This is a genomic window from Streptomyces sp. MMS24-W38, assembly GCF_059889265.1.
This window is the reverse complement of sequence record NZ_JCBCPP010000001.1, coordinates 338420-357348: the sequence shown is the minus strand read 5'-3', so window position 1 is coordinate 357348 and position 18929 is coordinate 338420. Positions and strand designations below refer to the sequence as shown.

The 18929-nt window shown below is 73.9% G+C and carries 1 protein-coding gene; it reads right to left on the bottom strand.

Features of this window, described 5'->3' with window-relative positions; all coding sequences use genetic code 11:
- Nucleotides 1–80: 80 nt before the first annotated feature.
- The gene (locus AC6F7H_RS00690; RefSeq protein ID WP_500754543.1) at nucleotides 81–18899 is read right to left on the bottom strand and encodes a type I polyketide synthase; all 18819 of its coding nucleotides are present in this window, start codon (nucleotides 18897–18899) and stop codon (nucleotides 81–83) included.
- Nucleotides 18900–18929 lie beyond the last annotated feature (30 nt).

Genomic DNA, 18929 nt, shown 5'->3' with positions numbered 1-18929 from the left:
GCGTGGACCCGCCACCGCCGTCGCGCGGTGGCCGATGCCCGGCCGGCCGGCGGTGGGCCGGGGCCCACCGCCGACCTCGCTCAGCCGAGTTCCTCCAGCCACCTGCTGACCGCCAGCGCGGTCGTCCCGCCGTGCTCGCGCATGACCGTGAAGTGGTTGCCGGGCACGTCGACAGCCGTGTGGGGCAGGTCCCACGACGCCCGCCAGTCCCTCTCGTGGTTCCACTCCGCGATCGGGTCCGACGCCCGCAGCACGAGTGTCGGGGCCTGGATGTCCCGGGGCTGGAAGTACGTGAACATCCCGCCGTACCAGGCCTGCGCGGTGAGCCGGGTGTCGTCCATGGGCACGTACAGGTCCTCGCGCTGGAACATGCCGTCGTTGAACTCCTCCTTCCACTCCTCGTACACCGGCTGGTCCAGCGGATAGGTGTCGACGAGGACGACACCGGCCGCCACGACGCCCATCTGCTCCAGCCGGTAGGCCAGCGCGTGGGCGAGCAGGCCGCCGCCCGAGTGCCCGACGATCACGAACGGGTCGTCGCCCACGACGTCCAGCAGGGCCTTCGCCTGCCAGGCCAGCGCCGTGTCCGGATCGGACGCGAGCAGTTCGCCGTCCCGATAGCCGGGCACCGGCAGGGCGATGACATCGCGCTCCCCGCGGAACGACGAGGCGAACCGGGCGAACTCGTGGGGCCCGGCCACGGCGGAGGTGCCGCACTGGCCGACGATGCGCACCCGTCCCTCACCGCGGGCGAGGAAGACCGGATCGGGCGCCACCTCGAGTTCGTCGGGGTCCTCGAACTTCGGGCGGAAGCCCGCGGCCTCCCTGAGGAACTCCATGAACCTGACCAAGGAGCCCTCCTGCGACGCCTCCTGCAGCAGCGACCGCAGGATCCCACCGCCACGCGGCCCGGCGTCGGTGCCCGCCCCCGCGTCGTCGGCGTCGGGGCCGAGCAGCGTGTGCAGCACATGCGCGGCCAGCGCGGCCGGAGTCGCGTGATCGAACACGACCGTACTGCTCAGTGCCGCACCGGTGACGACCTGCAGCGCGTTGCGCAGCTCGATCGCCGTCAGCGAGCTCATGCCCAACTCGAGGAACTCGCGGTCCGGTTCGACGCTCTCCACGTCCGGATAGGCGAGCACGGCTGCCGTGTGCGCCCGGACCAGGTCCAGGGCCGCCAGGTGCCGCTCGGCACGCGGCAGCCTCTCCAGCCGCTCACGGAGATCCTCGGGACCGGCGCCGCCGCCGGCCGCCGAGCCGATGCCGCGCAGGCGGCGTACCTCCGGCAGGTCGTCGAGCAGGCGCCGGGCACGGTCACGCGTGTACGCGGCGGCGAACGGGGCCCAGTCGACATCGGCGACGACGACACCGGACCCGGCCGGCAGCCGTCCGAGCACCCCGGTCGCGATCTCCGGCGGCATCGCTCGCAGACTGCTCTGCCGCAGCCACTCCAGCTCGTCCGCATCACCGCCCGCGAGGTCCGTCCACGGCCCCCAGGCCACCGAGGCGGCGGAAGCTCCTCCCGCCCGCCGGTACGCGGCCAGGGCGTCGAGGTAGGCCCCGGTCGCCGAACGGGCCACCTGCCGGGCGTCTCCCCAGACTCCGTCGGCCGAGGTCAGCAGCACGAACGCGGCCAGGTCGAGACCGGCGGTCAGCTCGTGCAGATGCAGGGCCCCGGCGACGACACGGTCGATCGCACCGAACCCGGCCGGTGTCAGGGCCGACGGCTCGCAGTCCGAGGCGATCTCGGGCGCGTACACGACAGCGGCCAGCGGCCGCTCGCCGGGAATCTCCGCGAGTACCCGGGCCAGCGCGGCACGGTCCGCCGGGTCGCAGTCCACGACCGTGACCCGCGCGCCACGCCCGGTCAGATCGGCGACCAGCTCGGTCACACCGCGAGCCGCCGCGCCCTCGCGTCCGGTGAGCAGCAGATGCCGCACCCCCTGGTCGGCGAGCCAACGCGCCGTTCCCGCCCCGGTCCCGCCGGTCCCGCCGGTCACCAGGACCGTGCCGGACTCGGGCCAGCGGACCGGCTCGCCGTCGGTCACGGGATCCGACACGTCCGGCACCAGCCGCGGTACCCGCAACTGGCCGTTACGTACAGCCAGTTGCTCGTGTCCCGACAGCAGCGCGGCGGTGAACATCGGCCAGTGACGGGCCGCCGGCTCCTCGGGCAGGTCGATCACACCGCCCCAGCGGGCCGGGCCGGCGCGGTCGACCGCCCGCCCGAGACCCCACAGGAGCGCCTGCGCCGGATCGCGGACCGGGTCGGACGCGCCGGTCGACACCGCGCCCGAGGTGACACACCACAGCGGGGCGTCGACACCGGCGTCCCGGAGTGCCTGAAGCAGCTCCAGCGTCCCCTCGAAGCCCGCGGCCCGGGCCCGCATCCCCCCGGTGCCCGCCTCCTCGGTGTCCGCCCCTTCGGCGTGCCCGCCGAGCGCCGTCAGCGACACCACCCCGGCGAGCCCGTCGGATTCGGCGAGCGCGTGCTTGAGCCGCTCCACGAGACCGTGCCGTGTCATGTGCGACCCGTCGACGGGCAAGCGCAGCACGGTCGCACCGGCGTCGGCCAGGGCGGCGGCGAACCCGGCCCCCGGGTCGTCCGCCCGCGTGACGAGAAGCCAGGTACCGGGGGGGCCCGCGGGGACGGGCAGATCGGCGACCGGCTTCCACACGACCCGGTACCGCCACGAGTCGAGCAGCGAACGCTGCTGCCGGCGCTGCCGCCACGCGGACAGGGCGGGCAGCGCGGATTCGAGTCCGGGCAGCTCCGTCAGATCCCCGCGCTCCACGGCGTCCCAGAACGCGGCGTCCACCACATCGCCGGCGGCCGTCACCGGCGGCTCCGGCCAGTACCGTTCGCGCTGGAAGGCGTACGTCGGGAGCGGGGTGCGACGGCCGGTGAGCACGGCGGGCCAGTCGACGTCGACGCCGGCCTTCCACGCCTCGCCCAGGGAGGCCAGCAGTCGGCGCGGCCCGCCCTCGCCACGCCGCAGTGTGCCGAGCACCGCGGCCTGCACGTCCGCCGCGTCGAGGGTCTCCTGGACGCCGACCGTGAGAACCGGGTGCGGGCTCACCTCGATGAAGGTACGCATCCCCTGCTCCAGCAGATTGCGGACCGTGTCCTCGAACTCGACAGGGGAGCGCAGGTTGTCGTACCAGTACTGCGCGTCCAGGCGGCTCTCCAGCAGACGGCCGGTGAGCGTGGAGAACATCGTCACCGTGCCGTCACCGGCCGGGGACAGCCCCGCCAGGTCCGTCAGGACACGCTCCCGCAGCTCCTCCATCCACACGGAGTGCGAGGCGTAGCCCATGACGATCGGTCGCGCACGGATCCCCCGCCGCTCGCACTCGGCCGTCAGTTCCTCAAGGGCACCGTTCTCCCCGGACACGACGGTGGACGAGGGGCCGTTCACGGCCCCGATCGACACTCCCGCCCTGCCCGACACCAGATCCGCGACGACCTCCCTGCCCGCTGCCAGCGACACCATCCCGCCGCGGCCGGCCACCGAGGCCAGGATCCGCGACCGCAGCGCCGCCACCCGCGCACCGTCGTCCAACGACAGCCGTCCCGCCACACACGCCGCGGCGATCTCACCCTGCGAGTGACCCACCACCACGGACGGCACCACACCCGCCGCCCGCCACACCTCCGCCAGGGCGACCATCACCGCCCACAGCACCGGCTGGACCACGTCCACCGGCTCCAGGTCCCCGTCCCGCAGCAGGACCTCGCTCAGCGACCAGTCCACATACGGGGCGAGCGCGGTCTCGCACTCGGCCATCCGCTCCCGGAAGACCGGCGAGGTCTCCCACAACTCCCGTGCCATGCCCACCCACTGGGGGCCTCCGCCCGGGAACACGAACACCACGCCGCCCGAGGAACCCACGGCGCCCGCGGACACCGCACCGACCCCCGAGGCGACCCCGGACAGACCGGCCAGCAACTCCTCCGGGCCCTCGCCCACGACCACGGCACGATGCTTGAGCGCGGCCCGGCCCGTCGCGAGCGACCAACCCACGTCCGCGATGTCCGCCGCGTCCTGGGCGGGCTGTTCGGCCACGAACGACCGCAACCGCTCCGCCTGTGCCCGCAACGCCTCAGCGGACCTCGCCGACACCACCCACGCCGACACACCCGCACCCGGCGACAGCACACCGGGACCGCCGGACACACCCGGACCCGCCTGCTCCGGGACCTCGTCCGGCTCCGGGGCCTGCTCCAGGATCACGTGGGCGTTCGTCCCGGACATCCCGAAGGAGGACACCGCCGCACGCCGGGGACGATCACCGGCCTCGGGCCAGGGACGCGACTCCGTCAGCAGTTCCACCGCACCGGCGGACCAGTCCACCTGCGGCGACGGCTCGTCCACGTGCAGCGTGGCGGGCAGCACGCCGTGCCGCAGCGCCATGACCATCTTGATCACGCCCGCGACACCCGCGGCGGCCTGCGTGTGACCGATGTTCGACTTCACCGAGCCCAGCCACAACGGACCCGCCTCGTCACGGCCCTGGCCGTACGTGGCCAGCAGCGCCCCTGCCTCGATCGGGTCACCCAGCCGCGTCCCGGTGCCGTGGGCCTCCACCGTGTCGATGTCGGCGCCGGTCAGCCGGGCGTCCGCCAGCGCCTGCTGGATCACCCGCTGCTGGGACGGCCCGTTCGGCGCCGTCAGACCGTTGGACGCGCCGTCCTGGTTGATCGCACTGCCGCGCACGACCGCCAGCACCTGATGCCCATGACGCCGGGCGTCGGAGAGCCGCTCCAGTATCACCAGACCGACGCCCTCGGCCCAGCCGGTCCCGTCGGCCGCGGCGGCGAACGACTTGCACCGGCCGTCCGTCGCGAGCCCGTCCTGCCGGTCGAACTCGATGAACGCGCCCGGCGTCGCCATCACGGTCACACCACCGGCCAACGCCATGTCGCACTCGCCCCCCCGCAGGGCCCGGGCGGCCAGGTGCATCGCCACCAGCGACGACGAACACGCCGTGTCCACCGTCACCGCCGGGCCCTCCAGGCCGAACGTGTAGGAGAGACGGCCGGAGATGACGCTGCCCGCGGTACCGGTCAGCAGATGGCCTTCCGTACCCGGCACCCCCGCGGCTCCGTATCCGGACGAGGACGCGCCGGCGAACACCCCGACGCTGCGGCCCCGCAGCGACTGCGGGTCCATTCCCGCCGACTCGAACGTCTCCCACGCGGCCTCCAGCAGCAGCCGCTGCTGCGGGTCCATCGCCAGCGCCTCACGCGGCGAGATCCCGAAGAGGCCCGCGTCGAACCCGGCCGCGTCATGGACGAAACCGCCCAGGCCGCCCGCGAACCCGGACACCTCCACCGGCCAGCCGCGGTCCGCCGGGAACACCGACATGCCATCCGCCCCGCCGGCGACCAGGTCCCACAGCTCGTCCGGCGACGTCACACCGCCGGGATAGCGGCAGGCCATGCCCACGATCGCCAACGGTTCGTCGGCCGCGTCCGTCCGCGTCCACGCCGGTTCCGCGGGCTGGTCGGCACCGAGGAGCTGGGCCTGGAGGTACTCCGCCAGCACCTGCGACGTGGGGTAGTCGAACGCCAGCGTCGCGGGCAGGGCGAGCCCGGTTCCCGTGGCCAGCAGGTTGCGCAGTTCGACCGCCATCAGCGAGTCGAAGCCCAGATCACGGAACGCCCGCCCGGGCTCGACCGCCTCCGCGCCGGAGTGCCCCAGCACGCTCGAAGCCTGCTCCCGCACCAGGGCCAGCAGCATCTCCTGCCGCCGGACCTCGGAAACGGCCATCAGCTTCTCGCGCAGCGGCGACTCCGCGCCGGGAGCGCCGCCCGGGGCGGTGTCGGCCAGGGCGGCCGCCTCGGGCAGGTCGCCGAGCAGCGCACTGCGCCGTGCCGAGGTGAAGGCGGGCAGGAAGGTGGGCCAGTCGACGTCGGCCACCGTCAGCGTGTCCAATTTTCCGTCGATCGCCTGGGCCAGTGCCCGCATCGCGAGCTCCGGATCCATCGTGTGCAGCCCGTGCCGCCGCAGATAGGCCTCCATCCCACCCATCGTGGCCATGCCCACCTCGGCCCAGGGGCCCCAGGCCACGGATGTGCCGGGGAGTCCGCGGTCGTGGCGGTGCCGGATCCAGGCGTCGAGGAAGGCGTTGCCGGCCGCGTAGGCGGCCTGGCCGCCGCTGCCCCAGGTGGCGGCGATCGACGAGAAGACGACGAAGAGGTCGATCCGCAGGCCCGATGTCAGTTCGTCCAGCAGGACCGTGCCCTCGACCTTGGCCCGCACCGCGTCCGCGAACGCCGCGGCGGTGGTCTGCTCCAGCCCTGCCGAGTTCCCGACGCCGGCGGCGTGCACGATGCCGGTCAGTGGTGTGTGGGTGGGGATGCGGGCGATGACTTCGGTGAGGGCGTCGCGGTCGGTGACGTCGCAGGCGGCGACGGTGACCTGGGTGCCGAGGCGGGCGAGTTCCTCGGTCAGGCCGTCGGGGGCGTTGCCGCTGCGGCTGGTGAGGACCAGGTGGGGGGTGCCGCGGTGGGCGAGCCAGCGGGCCACGACGGTGCCGAGGGCGCCGGTGCCGCCGGTGATCAGGACGGTGCCGGTGGGGGTCCACGGGGTGGTGGGCGGTGTGGTGGGCGGGGCGTGCAGGACGCGCCGGCCGTGGACCCCGAAGTCGCGGACGGCGACCTGGTCCTCGCGGCCGTCGGCGAGGACGCCGACGAGGCGGGCGGCCGTGTTCGTGTCGGTTGTGGGGTGGGTGTCGGTTGTTGCGGGGAGGTCGATGAGGCCGCCCCAGACGTGGGGTGCCTCGAGTGCGGCGACGCGGCCCATGCCCCAGATGGTGGCCTGGGCCGGGTTGGTCAGCGGGTCCGATGCCGTGGTGGACACGGCGCCGCGGGTGGTCACCCACAGGGGGGCGGTGAGGTGGGTGTCGGTGAGTGCCTGGAGCAGGGTCAGCACGCCGGCGAGGGGTGCGGGGATGCCGTCGTGTGCGGGCCGGCTGGTGAGGGTGTCGGCGAGGAGCAGGATGCCGGACAGGTCGGGGGCCTGGGCGGCGAGGTGTTCGAGTGCCGCTTTCCGTTCGTGGCGGGTGGCCGTGGCGTTGTCGTGGGGGGTGTCGAGGGGGAGGGTGAGGACGGTGGCACCGGCTCCGGTGAGAGCGGCCGTGATGGTGGCGACGGTGGCGGTGGTGGTGGGGTCGCCGGTGGTGGCGAGGATCCATGTGCCGGTGAGGGTGGGTGTGGTGGGGAGGGTGGTGAGGGGTTTCCAGGCGACCTGGTAGCGCCAGGAGTCGATCACGGAGCGTTCGCGTCGGCGGCGTCGCCAGGTGGCGAGCACGGGCAGGACCTGGCCCAGGGAGGCCGGGGGTTCGGTGAGTTCGAGTTCGGTGGCCAGTTGCTGGAGGTCTTCGCGTTCGACCGCGTCCCAGAATCCGGTCTCGGCCACCTCGCCGCCGGTGGGTGCGGCGATCGGCTCGGGCCAGTACCGCTGTCGCTGGAAGGGGTAGGTGGGCAGGTCGACCGTCCGGCCGCCCCAGCCGGCGAACACCGCGCGCCAGCCGACCTCCGCGCCGCAGGTCCACAGGCGGCTCACGGCGGTCAGCGCGGTGCCGGCCTCGTCGCGGTCCTTGCGCAGCACGGGGACGAACACGGCACCGCTGGCGGTGTCCTGGGCCATGCCGGACAGCACACCGTCCGGGCCCAGCTCCAGATAGCGGGTCACGCCCATCGCGTCGAGCGCCGCCACACCGTCCGCGAAACGGACCGCCTGGCGGACCTGGTGCAGCCAGTACCCCGGCTGCTGCATGGCACCCGGCTCGGCCACCGCACCCGTCAGGTTCGACACCACCGGGATCCGGGCCGGGTGGAACGTGAGGCCGTCCAGCACCGCCGTGAACGCGTCCAGCATCGGTTCCATCAGGGCCGAGTGGAAGGCGTGCGACACCGACAGGACGGTGGACTTCCAGCCGCGCTCGGCGCACTGGGCGGCGTAGTGTGCGATGGCTTCGGTGGTGCCGGAGAGGACGACGGAGTTGGGGCCGTTGACGGCGGCGATGTCGAGGCCGGAGTCGGCGACGTCGGCCTCGGTGGCCTGGACGGCGAGCATGCCGCCGCCCGCGGGCAGCGCCTGCATGAGGCGGCCGCGCTCGGCCACCAGCACGCACGCGTCGTCGAGGTCGAGGATGCCCGCGACGTGCGCGGCGCTGATCTCCCCGAGGGAGTGGCCGAGGAGCACGTCGGGGGTGATGCCCCACGCTTCGATCAGGCGGTAGAGGGCGACTTCGAGGGCGAAGAGGCCGGCCTGTGCCCACATCGTGTGGTCGAGGTCGATGCCGTCGGTCAGGACCTCGCGCAGCGGCCGCTCCAGGCGGACGTCGAGGCGGGCGCAGACGGCGTCGAAGGCCTCGGCGTAGACGGGGAACGCCTGGTAGAGCCCCAGGCCCATGCCGGCGCGCTGGGAGCCCTGGCCGGTGAACAGGAACGCCGTCTTGCCTTCGCCTGCGACACCGCTGCTGAGGGTGGCGTCGCCGTGGAGCACCGCACGGTGCTCCAGTGCGGTCCGTGTGGTGGCGAGCGACCAGGCCACGTCGACCGGGTCCAGTTCGGGCTGGTCGGCGACGAACGATCTGAGGCTTGCGATCTGTGCGCGCAGGGCGGTGTCGGACTTGGCCGAGACGAGCCACGGCACCAGGCTGGGCGTCTGCTGCTTCGTCACATCCGAGACCGGCTCGGGCGCGGGTGCCTGTTCGAGGATGATGTGGGCGTTGGTGCCGCTGATGCCGAACGAGGAGACGGCGGCGCGGCGCGGACGGTCCACCGCAGGCCACGCGCGCTGCTCGGTGAGCAGCTCCACCGCACCGGCGGTCCAGTCGACCTGGGTGGTGGGTTCGTCGATGTGGAGGGTGGCGGGCAGCAGGCCGTGGCGCAGGGCCATGACCATCTTGATGACGCCGGCGACGCCGGCGGCGGCCTGGGTGTGGGCGATGTTCGACTTGACCGAGCCGATCCACAACGGCTCCCTGCCGGCGCGGTCCTGGCCGTAGGTCGCCAGCAGTGCCTGGGCCTCGATCGGGTCGCCGAGGCGGGTGCCGGTGCCGTGGGCCTCGACCACGTCGATGTCCGCACCGGTCAGGTCGGCGTTGGCCAGCGCCTGGCTGATGACCCGCTGCTGCGCGGGCCCGTTCGGCGCCGACAGGCCGTTGGAGGCGCCGTCCTGGTTGATCGCGCTGCCCCGCACCACGGCGAGCACGCGGTGTCCGCGACGTTCTGCGTCCGAGAGGCGTTCGACCAGCAGCAGGCCGACGCCCTCGCCCCAGCCCATGCCGTCGGAGGAATCGGCGAAGGCTTTGCAGCGGCCGTCGGAGGCCAGTCCGCCCTGGCGGTCGAACTCGGCGAACACGCCGGGGTTGGCCATGACGGTGACGCCGCCGGCCAGGGCCAGGTCGCACTCGCCGGTCCGCAGGGCCTGCGCCGCCAGGTGCAGGGCGACCAGGGAGGAGGAGCAGGCGGTGTCGACGGTGACGGCGGGGCCTTCGAGGCCGAAGGCGTAGGAGACGCGGCCGGACATGACGCTGGTCGCGTTGCCGGTGAGCAGGTGGCCTTCGGCGCCCTGCGGGATCTGGGTGCCGGTGCCGTAGCCGGAGGTGGTGCCGCCGACGAATACGCCGGTGGCGGTGCCGCGCAGTCCGGCCGGGTCGAGGGCGGCGGACTCGAAGGCTTCCCAGGCGGTTTCCAGCAGCAGGCGTTGCTGGGGGTCCATGGCGAGGGCTTCGCGGGGGCTGATGCCGAACAGGTCGGCGTCGAACGCGTCGGCGTGGTCGAGGAACGCGCCCCGGCCGGCGATGCCCGCGGGCCAGCCACGGTCGGTGGGGAACGGCCCCACCGCGTCGCCCGCGTCGGCGACCAGGTCCCACAGGGACTGGGCCGAGGTCACCGAGCCGGGGAAGCGGCAGGCCATGCCGACGATCGCGACCGGCTCGTCCACGGCCACCGCCACCGGCCGGGCCTGCGACGGCGTCCCCGCTTCGGTGTCGGAGAGTTCGGTGAGGAGGAAGTCGGTCAGGACCAGGGGGGTGGGGTGGTCGAAGACGAGGGTGGCGGGCAGCCTGAGTCCGGTGACCGACTGGAGACGGTTGCGGACCTCGACCGCCATCAGGGAGTCGAAGCCGAGGTCGCGGAAGGCCCGGCCGGCTTCCACGGACTCCCCGTCCGCGTGCCCGAGGACGGCCGCGGCGTGGGTGCGCACGACGTCCAGCACCACCTGCCGGCGCTGCGCGGCCGCTGTCCCTGCGAGCTGCCGGCGCAGACCGGCCGCACCGCCGTCCTCCTCGAACGATGCCGAGGCCTCCGGCGCGCTGACTGCTTCGGGCAGGTCGGCGAGGAGCCGGCTGGGGCGGATGGCGGTGAACGAGGCCGTGAACGTGGGCCAGTCGATGTCGGCGACGGTCAGTCCCGACTCGCCGGCGTCGACGGCTGCCGCGAGGGTGCGCACGGCGAGTTCGGGGTTCATCGGGGCCATGCCGCGTCGGCGCAGGAGCTGCTGGGTCTCGCCCTGGACGGCCATGCCGGCACCGTCCCAGGGGCCCCAGGCCACGGACGTGGCGGGCAGGCCGCGGTCACGGCGCCCGGCGGCCCAGGCGTCGAGGAACGCGTTCGCCGCGGCGTAGGCGCCCTGACCCGCACCGCCCCACACCGCGGCGCCGGAGGAGAAGACGACGAACAGGTCGAGCGGAAGATGGGTGGTCAGGGCCTCCAGGTGGGCGACCCCGTCGATCTTCGCGCCGATCACCGCCGCCGTGGTGTCCCGGTCGGCGGCCTCCAGCAGCTGCGCGTCCCCGACACCGGCCGCATGCACCACACCGGTGAGCGGAACATCTGCCGGAACACCGGCGATGACCTCGGCCAGCCCATCCCGGTCGGCGACATCGCACGCGGCCACGGTCACCCGGGCACCCAGTGCGGCGAGTTCCTCGACCAGGCCGTCCGGGGCGATGCCGCGGCGGCTGGTCAGCAGCAGATGCGGCACACCCCGGCCCGCCAGCCAGCGCGCCACCTCGGCGCCCAGCGCCCCGGTACCACCGGTGACCAGCACGGTGCCCGAGGGCTGCCATCCCTCGCCCACCGCATCGGTCGCCGCTGCCCGGACCAGGCGCCGGCCGTAGACACCGGAGCCACGCACGGCGGTCTGGTCCTCACCGTCACCGGTGGCCAGGACGGCCGCGAGGCGGCCGGACGCACGAGTGTCCAGGGTCTCGGGCAGGTCGATCAGGCCGCCCCAGCGCTGCGGGAACTCCAGCGCCGCGACCCGGCCCAGACCCCACACCGCGGCCTGCACCGGATCCAGCACCCGGTCCGACGCACCCACGGCGATTGCACCCCGCGTGAGCACCCACAACGGCGCGTCCACCCCGGCATCACCCAGCGCCTGCAACAGCACCGTCACCCGGGTGAGTTCATCCGCCACCCCAGCGGCGGTGCGGTCGGCCGTCCCCGCGCCGGCCGCCAGCACCACACCGCACACATCCGGCACGGCGGCGACCGCCGCGGCCAGGCCCGCACGGTCCACGACCCCGTCCACCGACAGGCCCGCCACGACGGCACCCGCCCCGGTCAACGCCCCGGCCACCTCCGCAGCACCGTCGCCCACCACCAGCCAGGTGCCCGACAGCGCGGCGGCCGTCGGGAGACCGGCGAGCGGCCTCCAGGCGACCTGGTAGCGCCAGGTGTCGATCACGGACCGCTGCCGCCGCTCCCGGCGCCACGACGCCAGCGCCGGAACCACCGACCCCAGCAACTGCGGGGCCTCCGACAGCTGCAGCGTGCCCGCGAGTTCATCGAGGTCACCACGCTCCACGGCATCCCAGAACCGCGACTCGACCGGGTCCACCACCCCGCCCGCGGCCTGGGCGGGCAGCGACGGGACGTCCAGCCAGTACCGCTGGTGCTGGAACGCGTAGGTCGGCAAAGCGACCTGCCGGCCGGTGAGCACCGCCCGCCAGTTGACGTCGACACCCGCCTTCCACGCCTCGCCGAGGCTGGTCAGCAGGCGGCGCATGCCGCCCTCACCGCGTCGCAGGGTGCCCAGCACCACGGCGTCGGCCCCGGTCGCGTCGATGGTCTCCTCGATGCCCACCGTGAGTACCGGGTGGGCGCTGACCTCGACGAAGGTGCGCATCCCCTGTCCGAGGAGGGCACGGACCGCGGTCTCGAACTCGACGGTGGAGCGCAGGTTGTCGAACCAGTACCGGGCGTCCAGTCCACCGTCGACGCTCTCGCCGGTCAGGGTGGAGATCATCGGAACCGTGCCGGTGGCCGGGGACAGGTCGGCCAGGTCGGCCAGGATCCGCTCCCGGAGCCGGTCCATCTCCGGCGAGTGCGACGCGTAGTCCACCGGAACGCGGCGCGTGCGGATGCCCTGGCGTTCGCACGCGGCCATGAACGAGTCGAGGGACTCGGCGTCGCCGGAGACCACGGTGGAGGACGGACCGTTCACCGCGGCCACCGACACCGTGCCCGGCAGCAGGCCCTCGACCGCTTCCCGGCCGGCCGCCACGGACACCATGCCCCCGCCCCCGGCCACCGCCACCAAGGCCTGCGAGCGCAGCGCCACCACCCGCGCCGCGTCCTCCAGCGACAGCCGGCCCGCCACACACGCCGCGGCGATCTCACCCTGCGAGTGCCCCACCACCGCGGACGGCACCACACCCGCCGAACGCCACACCTCCGCCAGGGCGACCATCACCGCCCACAGCACCGGCTGGACCACATCCACCCGGTCCAGGTCCCCGTCCCGCAGCAGCACATCGGTCAGCGACCAGTCCACAAACGGGGCCAGCGCGGTCTCGCACTCGGTCAGCCGCTCCCGGAACACCGGCGAGGCATCCCACAACTCCCGCGCCATGCCCACCCACTGCGAGCCCTGACCCGGGAACACGAACACCACACCACCGGCACCCGCAACGGCCGAGGTGGCCACGGACAGCCCGGCCAGCAGCTCCTCCCGGCCCTCCCCCACGACCACCGCACGGTGCTCCAGCGCGGCCCGCGTCGTCGCCAGCGACCAGCCCACGTCCACCGGGTCCAGCCCGGGACGCTCCGCGACGAACGAGGCCAGCCGCTCCACCTGCGCCCGCAGCGCGGCCTCGGACTTCGCCGACACCACCCACGCCGACACACCAGAATCCGAAACAGGAGAGACCGAGGCCTCCGGCTGCGGGGCCTGCTCCAGGATCACGTGCGCGTTCGTGCCCGACATGCCGAACGAGGACACCGCCGCACGCCGCGGACGCTCCACCGCGGGCCAGGCCCGCGCCTCGGTCAGCAGCTCCACCGCACCCGCCGACCAGTCCACCTCCGCCGACGGCTCGTCCACGTGCAACGTCGCCGGCAGCATCCCGTGCCGCAGCGCCATCACCATCTTGATCACACCCGCGACACCCGCGGCGGACTGGGCGTGGCCGATGTTGGACTTCACCGAGCCCAGCCACAACGGCTCACCGGCCTCACCGCGTTCGCGGCCGTAGGTCGCCAGCAGCGCCTGCGCCTCGATCGGATCCCCGAGACGCGTACCGGTGCCGTGCGCCTCCACGACATCCACGTCCGCACCCGTCAGCCGGGCATTGGCCAGCGCCTGGCGGATCACCCGCTGCTGCGAGGGCCCGTTCGGCGCGGTCAGACCGTTCGACGCACCGTCCTGGTTGATCGCGCTGCCCCGCACCACCGCGAGGATCGTGTGCCCGTTGCGCTCCGCGTCCGACAACCGCTCCAGCATCACCAGGCCGACGCCCTCGGACCAGCCGGTCCCGTCGGCCGCCGAGGAGAACGCCTTGCACCGGCCGTCGCCGGCCAGCCCGTCCTGCCGGTCGAACTCGATGAACGCGCCCGGTGTGGCCATCACCGTCACACCACCGGCCAGCGCCATGTCGCACTCACCCGACCGCAGCGCCTGGGTGGCCAGGTGCAGGGCCACCAGCGACGACGAGCACGCGGTGTCCACCGTCACCGCCGGGCCCTCCAGCCCGAAGGAGTAGGAGAGGCGGCCGGAGATGACGCTGCCGGCGGTACCCGTGATCAGGTGACCTTCGGCTCCAGGGATCCCCGCCGCGCCGTAGCCGGACGAGGCGGCGCCGGCGAACACGCCCACGTTCCGGCCGCGCAGCGACCGTGGGTCCATTCCGGCCGACTCGAACGTCTCCCAGGCGGCCTCCAGCAGCAGCCGCTGCTGCGGGTCCATCGCCAGCGCCTCACGCGGCGAGATCCCGAACAACGCGGCGTCGAAGTCGGCCACGCCGGGCATGAAGCCGCCCAGTTCGACGATGCCGCTGGGTACGTCGGTGGGCCAGCCGCGGTCGAGGGGGAACGGCGAGATGCCGTCCTGCCCGTCGGCGACCAGCCGCCACAGCTCCTCCGGGGAGGTCACGCCGCCGGGGTACCGGCACGCCATGCCGACGATCGCCAGTGGCTCCCCGGGATCGGCGTGTGCGGACGGGGACGTCGTCGTGGGGGAGTGGTCGGCCTCGCCGAGCAGCTGACCGATGAGGTACTGCGCCAGCGCCAGCGGCACCGGATAGTCGAACACCAGGGTCGCGGGAAGCCTCAGCCCGGTCCGTTCGACCAGGAGGTCGCGCAGCTCCACCGCGGTGAGCGACGTGAACCCCAGGTCCTTGAACGCCCGTCCCGGGTCGACCGCCTGGGGGTCGGGGTACTGCAGGACGTTCGCGACCGCGGTCTGCACCAGGTCGAGGAGGATCCGCTGGTGCTCGGCGACGGGGAAGCCGGCGAGCAGGTCACGGAGGCCGGCGCCGCCGGCGCCCGAACCGCCGCCGGTGTTGGCTCCGGGGTTCGCCGCCTCCGCGGCCTCCGGAAGGTCGGACAGCAGCGGACTCGGCCGCAGCAGGGTGAACGCCGCGGCGAACCGGGTCCAGTTCACGTCCGCGACGGTCACGCAGGTGTGCTCCTGCTCGATCGCCTGCGCCAGCGCACGCACGGCCAGCTCCGGGCTCATCGGCGACAGCCCCTGCCGGCGCAGCAGGTCCCCGGCTTCGCCCTGGACCGCCATACCGGCCTCGGCCCACGGCCCCCAGGCGATCGACGTGCCCGGCAGACCCCGGTCACGGCGGCTCTGCGCCCATGCGTCCAGGAACGCGTTGCCGGCCGCGTAGGCGCCCTGACCGCCGCCGCCCCAGGTCGCGGCGATGGACGAGAAGACCACGAACTGGTCGAGCGGCAGCTCCCGGGTGAGCTCGTCCAGCAGCACCGTTCCGTCGACCTTGCTCCGCATCACCCGTGCCACCGCCTCGGAGCCGGTCCGCTCCAGCGTTCCGGGGTCGTCGATCCCGGCCGCGTGGACGACACCGCAGAGGGGCCACTGCCCGGGAATGCCGGCGATGACCTTGCCGAGGGCGTCCCGGTCGGCGACATCGCACGCGGCCACGGTGACCCGGGTGCCGAGCGCGGCCAGCTCCTCCACCAGACCGTCGGGCGCCACGCCGCGGCGGCTGGTCAGCACCAGGTGCGGGGCGCCGCGCCCGGCCAGCCAGCGGGCCACCGTCACGCCCAGCCCGCCGGTCCCGCCGGTGATCAGGACCGTGCCGCCGGGGCTCCACTCGGGAGCGGTCCGGCGTGCCGGAGTGGCCCGCACCAGCCGGCGCCCGTGGACGCCCTGCCCGCGCACAGCGACCTGGTCCTCGCCGTCCCGGCCGGCCAGGACACCGGTGAGCAGGGCGCCCGTCCGGTCGCCCCACTCGGCGGGCAGATCGATGAGACCGCCCCACCGGTGCGGAAGTTCCAGGGCGGCGACACGCCCCATTCCCCATACGGTCGCCTGCGAGGGGTCCGCGGGCCGGTCCGACGCGTCGACGCGGACCGCGCCCCGGGTCAGCACCCACAGCGGCGCGGCGAGATCACGCGACGCGTGCACCGAGGCCAGGACGTCCGCCCAGCCGTCGGCGACCAGCACGACTCCGGCGACGTCCGGCACGGAGGCCGCCTCGTCGACGGGCGCGTTCACCACTGTCGCGCCGGCGGCGCCCAGGGCGGCGACGACGTTGTCGTCCGCGCGCCCGCACACCACCCAGGTGCCCGGAAGCGGGGCCGGAGCCGGTCTCGCGAGCCGCTTCCACACGATCTGGTAGCGCCACGAGTCCACGGCCGCCTGCTCCCGCCGCTGCCGCCGCCACGAGGTCAGCGCCGGCAGCGCGGACTCGAGGCCCGCCAGCTCCCGCAGGTCCCCCCGCTCCACCGCGTCCCAGAACGCCGAGTCCTCGTCATCGGCGCGGTCGAGCCCGGCGACCCCCGGCTCGGGCCAGTACCGGTCCCGCTGGAACGCGTAGGCCGGCAGGTCGACGACGCGTGCGCCCCAGCCCGCGAAGACCCCGGCCCAGTCGACCTCGACGCCGACCGTCCAGAGCCGTCCGACGGCGTTGATCGCGCAGGCGGTCTCGTCCCGGCCCTTGCGCAGCATCGGCACGAGCACGGCTTCCCCGGCGGTCTCGCGCGCCAGCCCGGACAGCACACCGTCCGGGCCCAGCTCCAGGCACCGTGTCACGCCCAGGGACTCCAGCGCCGCGACACCGTCGCCGAAGCGCACGGTCCGCCGCACCTGCTCCAGCCAGTACTCCGGACGCTGCATCAGCCCGGGTTCCGCCACGGCGCCGGTCAGGTTGGAGACCACCGGGATCCGGGCCGGGTTGAAGGAAAGCCCGTCCAGGACGGCCGCGAACGTGTCCAGCATCGGTTCCATCAGCGCGGAGTGGAAGGCGTGCGACACCGACAGGACGGTGAACCGGCGTCCCTGCTCGGCGCATCGGGCGGCGTACCGCTCGATCGCCTCCACGTCGCCGGACAGCACCACCGAGGCCGGGCCGTTCACGGCGGCGACGTCCAGACCGGAGTCGGCGACCTCGGCCTCGGTCGCCTGCACGGCGAGCATGCCGCCGCCCGCGGGCAGCGCCTGCATCAGCCGGCCCCGCTCGGCCACCAGCGTGCAGGCGTCGTCCAGGGACAGGATGCCGCCCACATGCGCGGCGGTGATCTCGCCCAGGGAATGGCCCAGCAGGACGTCCGGAACCACACCCCAGGACTCGGCCAGCCGGAACAGTGCGACCTCGACGGCGAACAGCCCCGCCTGCGCCCACACGGTGTGGTCGAGGTCGGCGCCGTCGCTCAGGACCTCGCGCAGCGGACGCTCCAGACGCGCGTCGAGCCGCGCGCACACCGCGTCGAACGCACCCGCGAACACCGGGAAGGCCGCGTACAGTTCGAGTCCCATGCCGGCACGCTGGGAGCCCTGGCCGGTGAACAGCATCGCCAGCCGGCCGGCGCTGACGACACCGGAGGCCGTCTGCTCGGCGCCGGGGCCCGTGAGCACCGCGCGGTGCTCCAGCGCGGCCCTCGTCGTCGCCGTGGACCAGCCGACGTCCACCGCGTCGAGGCCGGGGCGTCCGGCGGTGAACGCGCGCAGGTTCTGGACCTGTTCCCCGAGGCCTTCCGAGGTCTTCGCCGAGACCAGCCACGGCACCGTTCCCGGCCGCACCGCTCGCGCCGGTTCCGTGTCCTCGGCACCCTCGGGAGCCTGCTCCAGGATGACGTGCGCGTTGGTGCCGCTGATGCCGAACGAGGACACCGCCGCGCGGCGCGGGCGGTCCGACTCGGGCCAGGGACGCGCCTCCGTCAGCAGCTCCACCGCACCCGCCGACCAGTCCACCTGCGGGGACGGCTCGTCGACGTGCAGCGTGGCCGGCATCAGACCGTGCCGCAGCGCCATGACCATCTTGATCACACCCGCCGCACCGGCGGCGGCCTGGGTGTGCCCGATGTTCGACTTCACCGACCCCAGCCAGAGCGGCTCGTCGGCCTCGCCGCGCTCCTGGCCGTACGTGGCCAGCAGCGCCTGCGCCTCGATCGGGTCCCCGAGCCGGGTCCCGGTGCCGTGCGCCTCCACCACGTCGACATCCGCGCCCGTCAGCCGGGCGTTGGCCAGCGCCTGCTCGATCACCCGCCGCTGGGAGGGACCGTTCGGGGCGGTCAGACCGTTCGACGCACCGTCCTGGTTGACCGCGGTACCCCGCACCAAGGCGAGCACACGGTGCCCGTTGCGCCGCGCGTCGGAGAGCCGTTCCACGACCAGGACCGCCGCGCCCTCGGACCAGCCCGTGCCGTCCGCCGCCGCGGCGAACGACTTGCAGCGCCCGTCCGACGCCAGCCCGCCCTGCTGCGCGAAGTCCACGAAGACCGCCGGCGTGGACAGCACGGTCACACCGCCGGCCACCGCCAGATCACACTCACGCGACCGCAGCGCCTGCGCGGCCAGGTGCAGCGCGACCAGCGAGGACGAGCATGCCGTGTCCAGCGTCACCGCCGGACCCTCGAGCCCGAAGGTGTAGGCCACCCGGCCCGACAGCACGCTTCCCGCGTTGCCGGTGCCCAGGAAGGCTTCCACGCCCTCCGGCACCACGCTCATGCTCGACGCGTAGTCGTGATACATCTGCCCCGCGTACACGCCGGTCGACGAACCGCGCAGCGACATCGGGTCCAGCCCCGCGGACTCGAACGCCTCCCACGCCGCCTCCAGCAGCAGCCGCTGCTGCGGGTCCATCGCCAGCGCCTCACGCGGCGAGATGCCGAAGAGCCCCGCATCGAAGTCACCGGCACCGGCGACGAAGCCGCCGGTCCCGGACACCCCGTCCCAGCTCACGTCCCAGCCGCGGTCGTCGGGGAAGTCCGTCACCCCGTCCCCGCCGGCCGTGACCAGATCCCACAGCCCCTCGGGGGACACCACACCGCCCGGCAGCCGGCACGACATGCCCACGATCGCGATCGGCTCGCGATCCGCCGACTCGATGCTCCGGAGCCGCTGCTTCGTGCTGTGCAGATCGGCCGTGACCCGCTTGAGATAGTCGCGCAGCTTCATCTCGTCTGACATCAGGGCCTCGTTGTGTGTCGTGGTCGGATC

What these genes read in the sequence shown, in the direction of transcription:
- AC6F7H_RS00690 (WP_500754543.1), bottom strand. Translation starts at nt 18,899, where the DNA reads ATGTCAGACGAGATGAAGCTGCGCGACTATCTCAAGCGGGTCACGGCC.